General features: G+C 47.3%; 4 protein-coding genes. 1 reads left to right on the top strand and 3 read right to left on the bottom strand.

Features of this window, described 5'->3' with window-relative positions:
- The first annotated feature begins 1 nt into the window (after position 1).
- Positions 2 to 1249 carry a tRNA (N(6)-L-threonylcarbamoyladenosine(37)-C(2))-methylthiotransferase MtaB gene (gene mtaB / locus ASN18_RS16520; RefSeq protein ID WP_085053888.1) on the top strand — a complete coding sequence of 416 codons (1248 nt, stop codon included), beginning with the start codon at positions 2 to 4 and terminating at the stop codon, positions 1247 to 1249.
- Positions 1250 to 1410: 161 nt separating this feature from the next.
- On the opposite strand, the gene gspE is transcribed toward mtaB, so the two are convergent.
- From gspE to ASN18_RS16535, 3 genes are read right to left on the bottom strand one after another with little or no spacing between them, the layout of a single operon-like run.
- Positions 1411 to 2922, bottom strand: a complete 1512-nt coding sequence (gspE, locus tag ASN18_RS16525; RefSeq protein WP_236861847.1) for a type II secretion system ATPase GspE — start codon at positions 2920 to 2922, stop codon at positions 1411 to 1413.
- Between the two features lie 9 nt (positions 2923 to 2931).
- Entirely contained in the window at positions 2932 to 5058 is a 2127-nt protein-coding gene (gene gspD / locus ASN18_RS16530; RefSeq protein WP_236861849.1) for a type II secretion system secretin GspD, read from the bottom strand.
- A 32-nt stretch (positions 5059 to 5090) separates the two neighbouring features.
- The gene (locus tag ASN18_RS16535) at positions 5091 to 5963 is read right to left on the bottom strand and encodes a type II secretion system protein N (RefSeq protein ID WP_236861848.1); all 873 of its coding nucleotides are present in this window, start codon (positions 5961 to 5963) and stop codon (positions 5091 to 5093) included.
- Between the last annotated feature and the right edge of the window lie 262 nt (positions 5964 to 6225).

The following is a 6225-nucleotide window of genomic DNA, read 5'->3' on the forward strand; positions in this document are numbered from 1 at the left end:
AATGAAATTCTGTGTGCTGACCCTGGGCTGCAAATCCAACCAATCTGAAAGCAGTCTAATTGAAAACATCTTACTGGAAAACTCCCATAATAAGGCATCACTTGAGGAAATGCCTGATCTCTGCATAATAAACACATGCAGCGTAACGGCCAAAAGCGACTACCAGTCAAGACAATTAATAAGGCGAGCTCTAAAGGCCGGGGCATCGGTAATTGTGACAGGCTGCTATTCTGAGCTTAACGCCCCACTGATAAGGCAGATAAGCAAGGATGTGGAGATTGTAACAAATGACGACAAAGGCACATACTTCAAAGATAAATTCGGACATACCCAAAACCTTACTACCCCAGCAGCAAACCATGCAAACAGCCGTGCATTGCTAAAGATACAAGACGGCTGCAACGCCTCCTGCACATACTGCATAATACCGCAAACCAGAGGCGCCTCAAGGTCAAGACCTGTAAGCGAAATCATCCACGAGGCCAGGTCAATTGAAGAGGCAGGCTTTATGGAAATCGTCATAACAGGGATTCATATAGGCTATTATGGAGTTGACCTTAGTCCTCAGACAGAACTTGCAGAACTTATCGAACACATATTGATAAATACGAATAATGTAAGAATCAGGCTGACATCTATTGAGGTAAGTGAAATAACAGACAGACTGATCCGGCTCTTTGAAAACGACAGGATTTGCAGCCATGCCCACGTACCGCTGCAAAGTGGTCACGATGGCATATTAAAGAAAATGAACCGGCCGTATAACACTGAGGACTTCAGACGAACCATCTTACGGTTGACTGATGCCGTTGATAACATATCCATAGGCTCGGACGTTATAGTTGGATTCCCTGGTGAGACGGCAGATAACTTCAGAGATACCTATGACTTTATCGCATCCATGCCGCTGGTGTACCTGCATGTATTTCCATACTCGGTGAGGAAAAACACAAAGGCGGCAGAGATGCCTGACCATGTAGAGGAAGGTATTAAAAAACAGCGCGCTCAACATCTAAGGGAACTGTCTAATGAAAAGAAACAGGCGTACATGTCCGCGCAACTGGGAAAAACCCTGTGCGCGGTAGTCGAAAAACTTGAAGACGGTGAATTTATGGGCACAACGGGAAATTATCTGAAAATAGTATCTGAGACAGTGCCAGGGTTTGAGATACGGGAAAAACACCTTGTAAAACTGGTAGTTACCGGGCAGGCAAAAGACCGTCTTGCCGGAGAGCTGATAATTATCTGATAACCTGCCATTTTATAAAGAATAATCGATTGCTTAAAAATTAGACAATACCGGTAAAGGCGCGTACATAAAGGCTCTGCAAGGCAAAATCAAGCTATTACCGACAAGTTATCCACAAAACATGTTGATATAAAATGTCCGATAAGATATATTATGTAAAATTATATATGCTCCGCTCTTGTTACCCTCAACACCTCTTGCAAGGTTGTAACTCCTGCCTCAGCCTTTTTCAGGCCGTCAAAGTGAAGTGTCTTCATGCCTGAGTCGAGGGCAAACTTTTTTATCTTTTGTGCATCAGTGTTTCTGTCAATCAGCGGGATTATTGTACCGTCAACTGGCAGCAGCTCGAATATCCCCGTGCGTCCGGCGTATCCGGTGTGGCTGCACCTGGGGCATCCCATGCCGCGATATAAGACATCAGGTGGATTGCTAAAGAATTCCATCTCAAGTGCCACAGGGCTGTATCCCTCTTTACAGTACTCGCAGATTTTCCTTATCAGCCTCTGTGCAAGGACACCAACAAGCGTAGATGTTATTAAAAACGGCTCTATCCCCATGTCGATAAGACGCGTAACAGCAGAGGCAGAGTCATTTGTATGGAGTGTGCTGAGGACAAGGTGTCCGGTAAGCGATGCTTGAATAGCAATCTCAGCCGTATCGTAGTCTCTTATCTCTCCTATCATGATTACATCGGGGTCATGGCGCAGGAGGCTTCTCAGCCCGGCGGCAAATGTCAGCCCTATTCTGGTGTTTACGTTGAGCTGCCCAATTCCCTCGTGTTGATATTCAACGGGGTCTTCTATGGTCATGATGTTTTTCTGTTCCGAGTATATGGTGTTAATGGCTGCGTAGAGTGTGGTGGTCTTGCCGCTTCCAGTGGGGCCGGTAACAAGGATAATGCCGTGAGGATTTTTAAGTAACGAATTAAATGCCTCCCGTGAGCGCTCATCAAGGCCCAGGGCATTGAGGCCGATAAGTCCTTGTTTTCTGTCAAGCAGCCTCAGCACTACCCTTTCACCGAATACAGAAGGCACCACCGAGACGCGTATGTCTATGTCCTGCCCGCCAATAAGCAGGCGTATACGCCCGTCCTGGGGGAGACGCTTTTCAGCTATATCAAGGTTTGCCATTATCTTTACACGGCTTACGAGGGCATCCTGGATTATCTTTGGCGGGCAGAGTATGCGCCTGAGCATCCCGTCTACCCTGAGCCTGACCTGAAGCTCTTTCTCATATGGCTCAATGTGAATGTCCGACGCCTGTTCCTTTACGGCCTGCCTGAGCAGTGCATTAAGGAGCCTTATAATCGGGGCCTCTTCGGTTAGTTCAAGGATGTCCTTAGGGGATTCAAACTCTGTTGCTACAGAGTCAAACTCATTGTCCGGCATATCATCCATGACCTCTGAGGCTGAACCTGTCCTGCCATAGATGCGGTTAATTAAATCAAGCAGCTCTGCCTTGTCTATCTCTATAGGTTCAGACACAAGGCCAATATTTTTTGCAATTTCATGCAGGGCAAACCTACCCTGCGCCCCGCAAATAATACCCTTTAATACCCCCGCCTCCCTCCTGTATGGAAGGACCATGTTGCCCCTGGAAAACCCTATGGGAATGTCCTTCAGCAGGGTTATATCAAATAAGTCCTCATTGATAGGCTGCCGTGAGATGTCCACTGCCTGGGTCTACCGGCCCTGTAAACTCTTTAACAAGTCTTCTTTTTCAGCAAACTTTATCTCTGGCACTACCTCAAGCTCCCTGATAAAGGCATCGATGTCCTTGTCCTTCGGCGGTTCGATTAGAAAGAGTGTGGCATCGGGATAAGACCTCCGCACGGTTGAACCGGTCTCTGTGAATAACTCGATAGCCCTGTGTTTACTCGTCCCCTCTTTAACTCTGACGTATATGCCGGAGGAGGCAGCATCGATTTTCCTGTCCTCAGCCATGATTGTATTCGTGGCTATAGATGTCTTCTCTCCGGTAATCACGTTTATTTTATTGTTAGCGTTTATGATGTGAGGGGTTAAAAATACCATCAGGTTAATCTTTGTCTTTGTGGTTTCCTTTGTCTTAAAGAGCCAGCCAAGCAGGGGAATATCGCCAAGCAGGGGCACCTTTGTTATACTAGTCTCTTCCTTGTCCTGGATAAGGCCGCCGATGACGATGGTCTGGCCGTCTTCGGCAAAGATTGTGGTCTTGGCTGAGCGCTTTGTCGTGGTTGGCCCCATGTTTATTAAGACGCTTGAGTCGCTTTGCTGCTCTACGCTTGATATTTCCTGATACACATCGAGTTTTATTATATCGCCCTCAGTGATATGCGGGGTAATCTTCAGAGATATGCCGACGTCTTTTCGTTCGATACTGTTAAAGACACCAAGCGTACCCGAGGCAGAGGCAGTAGAGGATTCCCGCTTTGTGACGATTGGGATATTTTCGCCAACCATGATCTCAGCCTCTTTGTTGTCTGAGGTGAGAATCTGAGGGGTCGAGAGGACATTTACAATACCCTTAAAGTCACTGATATTAAAGAGCGCAGCATAGCCCGGCACTGAGAGATTTGACGTGGTTGCCGTGCCGTCCGAACCGATTACCGTAAGCGGTATATTCATAAAACTACCAAGCCCACCGACACTAAGTCCGCTGAGGCCGTTGATTATGTTCTGCATAGAGGTGGAGTCTATCTTTCCAACGCCGCCGATTACCCGTGCCTGACCGTTTTGCTTGCCTATGGCGCGCCACTTGGTTCCAAGGTCTAAGATGTCCTGTATTGACACCTCAACAATCATTGCCTCTACATAGACTTGTTTTCGCTTTCTATCAAGCTGCTTTATTATGCCGGTGATGTTTCTGTAATCTGCTGGTGAGGCGGCGATGACGAGGGAATTAGTGGCCGCATCCGGGGTTACATGAATATCCGGCACGGCGCTTAAGGCATTAGGCTGGGACTTGTCGCCTCCTTTGGCGGATTTGAGCATTGCATCAAGCACCTTTGAGAGTTCCTCGGCGTTGGCGTTTTCCAAAAAGTAGACATTGATATTACCCTGTGCATCGGGCGATGGGGCATCAAGCATTTCAATGAGTTTCCTCACTGGTTCTCTTTCGGTACGCGGGCCGAAGATTACAACGGCGTTGAGTCTTTTATCAGATACAGTGAATACCTCGGCTGCCGTCTGCTGGGAGGTTGGTTTCTTTTTCAGGCCGTCGTTGAGGAGTTTTACTACGGCGTCGGACGTCCCGAACTTCAGATAAATGACCTCTGGGTAGTCTGCCGGTGATGCCCTGTCTATGGTCTTGAGAATAGTTAGAATCTTATCAATGTTGGGGCCTGAGTCAATGGCAAGCAGCATGTTGCGCGGGGCAAACTCTGATAAGTAACCGTCTTTGGATATAATCGGCCTGAGAAGTTTAATCGCGTCATCTGCGCTTAGATAATCCAGTTTAATCAGTCTTGCGATGTAGCTTTCCCCTGTTGCCTTAGCGCCGTCAGTGGTGACCTGAACGCCTTTTTGTTTTGCCTCAGCCGATGGAATTATCTTACAGGAATTTGCGCCCGATGGAATAACAGTATAGCCTTTGAGCTCAAGGACAGACGTAAAAAGCCTGAATGCGTCGGCTTTGTCAATGGGCGATGGGGCAACGATGGTTATCTTTCCCTTGAGCTGGTCGTCAAATATGATGTTTTTCCCCGTAAGGTCACTGACAACCTTAACGATAGCGGGGAGGTCTACGTTTACAAAATTAAAGACGACTTTTTCATCCGAACGGGCAGAGTCTTCAGCAGCGGCGTGAGAGCCAGCGCATATCATAACCATCAAAGAGAGGATTATTCTAATAATAGTCCGGTTCATTTAATCAGATAGTTGAGGGTCAATTTAGTTTGACCTCTGAGTATTTCAAGTTGCAGACCTGCTGCCCCTTTTAGTGCTGCGAAGGCGGCAAGCGCTGTCTCCGGGTCGGTTATGTCGTACCTGTTGACACTCAACAGGACATCACCGTTATTAAGACCAAGCTGGTCGTAGAGGCCGCCGGGTTTTACTTCCTGAAGCACAAAACCTTCCTGTTTACCGTTTATGTGTCGTGGTTGAAGTCGGGCGTCTGTCATTAGTTGTTTTGGATTTTCTATGGCTTCAAGCACCTTGCCTTGATTTAATGTCATGGTTGTGCCGCCCGCTGTGCCCCTGAGCAGAGCAGAATTTGCAGCCAGTTGAGCTGCCTGAGAATGCCCTGCCCCGGTAGGCGCAATCTCTGTAATATCTATTTTTAGACCGCCTGACAAATAAACTGCATTAGGTGTAACCCTGCTGAGTACCCCTGAGTTAAACACCTCAGCTCCAACTTTGAAGAGTTCCTGATTACCCTTGTCATCTTCGATAAAGGCGTAGCCAGTGCCGCGTGTGCCTGAGATAGTACCCAGGAGCCTTAGTCTCGATGGGGCAGCAGCGCCTTTGCCGCTGTCAAGCAGGGATTTAAATTCGGCGTGTTTTATACCGAACGGGTTTTGTGAAACTATGGAGGCGTATTCGGCTATATCAGGTTTTCCGTGCTCAGATACAACTGCTTGTCCAGGAGAAAAACCCCCAAGTGAAATCCCATTTGAAATAAAATAAAAACAATCTCTAGTCGCAAACACTATCGTAAAAAACAATAACGCAGCTAATAGCGCATTATAAAGCCCGTGCATCTTCTTACTAATTGATATGGAAATAGTCCTGTTCATAGAGTTGCCGCATTCCTTATAAGAACCTTCTTTACCACCCCGATGGGACAATAATAGCAATTCTCTCACAAAAAAACAAGCGGCAGCGGCCCAGGACCAGGGCAAACGCATTTGAAAAATCAGGCAGGAATTGCCTATCATTTGGCTCTGACCGATGGTTTCCTGGATTCCAGCTTTCCAGACTGTGTCATAATAAAACCAGTCAGCCCCCCCCATTCTTTGAGGGGGGCATGAGTCTGCTGCGGAGGTGCGGGGTATCAAA

It is taken from the genome of Candidatus Magnetominusculus xianensis (genome assembly GCA_001541255.1).
Classification (GTDB): domain Bacteria; phylum Nitrospirota; class Thermodesulfovibrionia; order Thermodesulfovibrionales; family Magnetobacteriaceae; genus Magnetominusculus; species Magnetominusculus xianensis.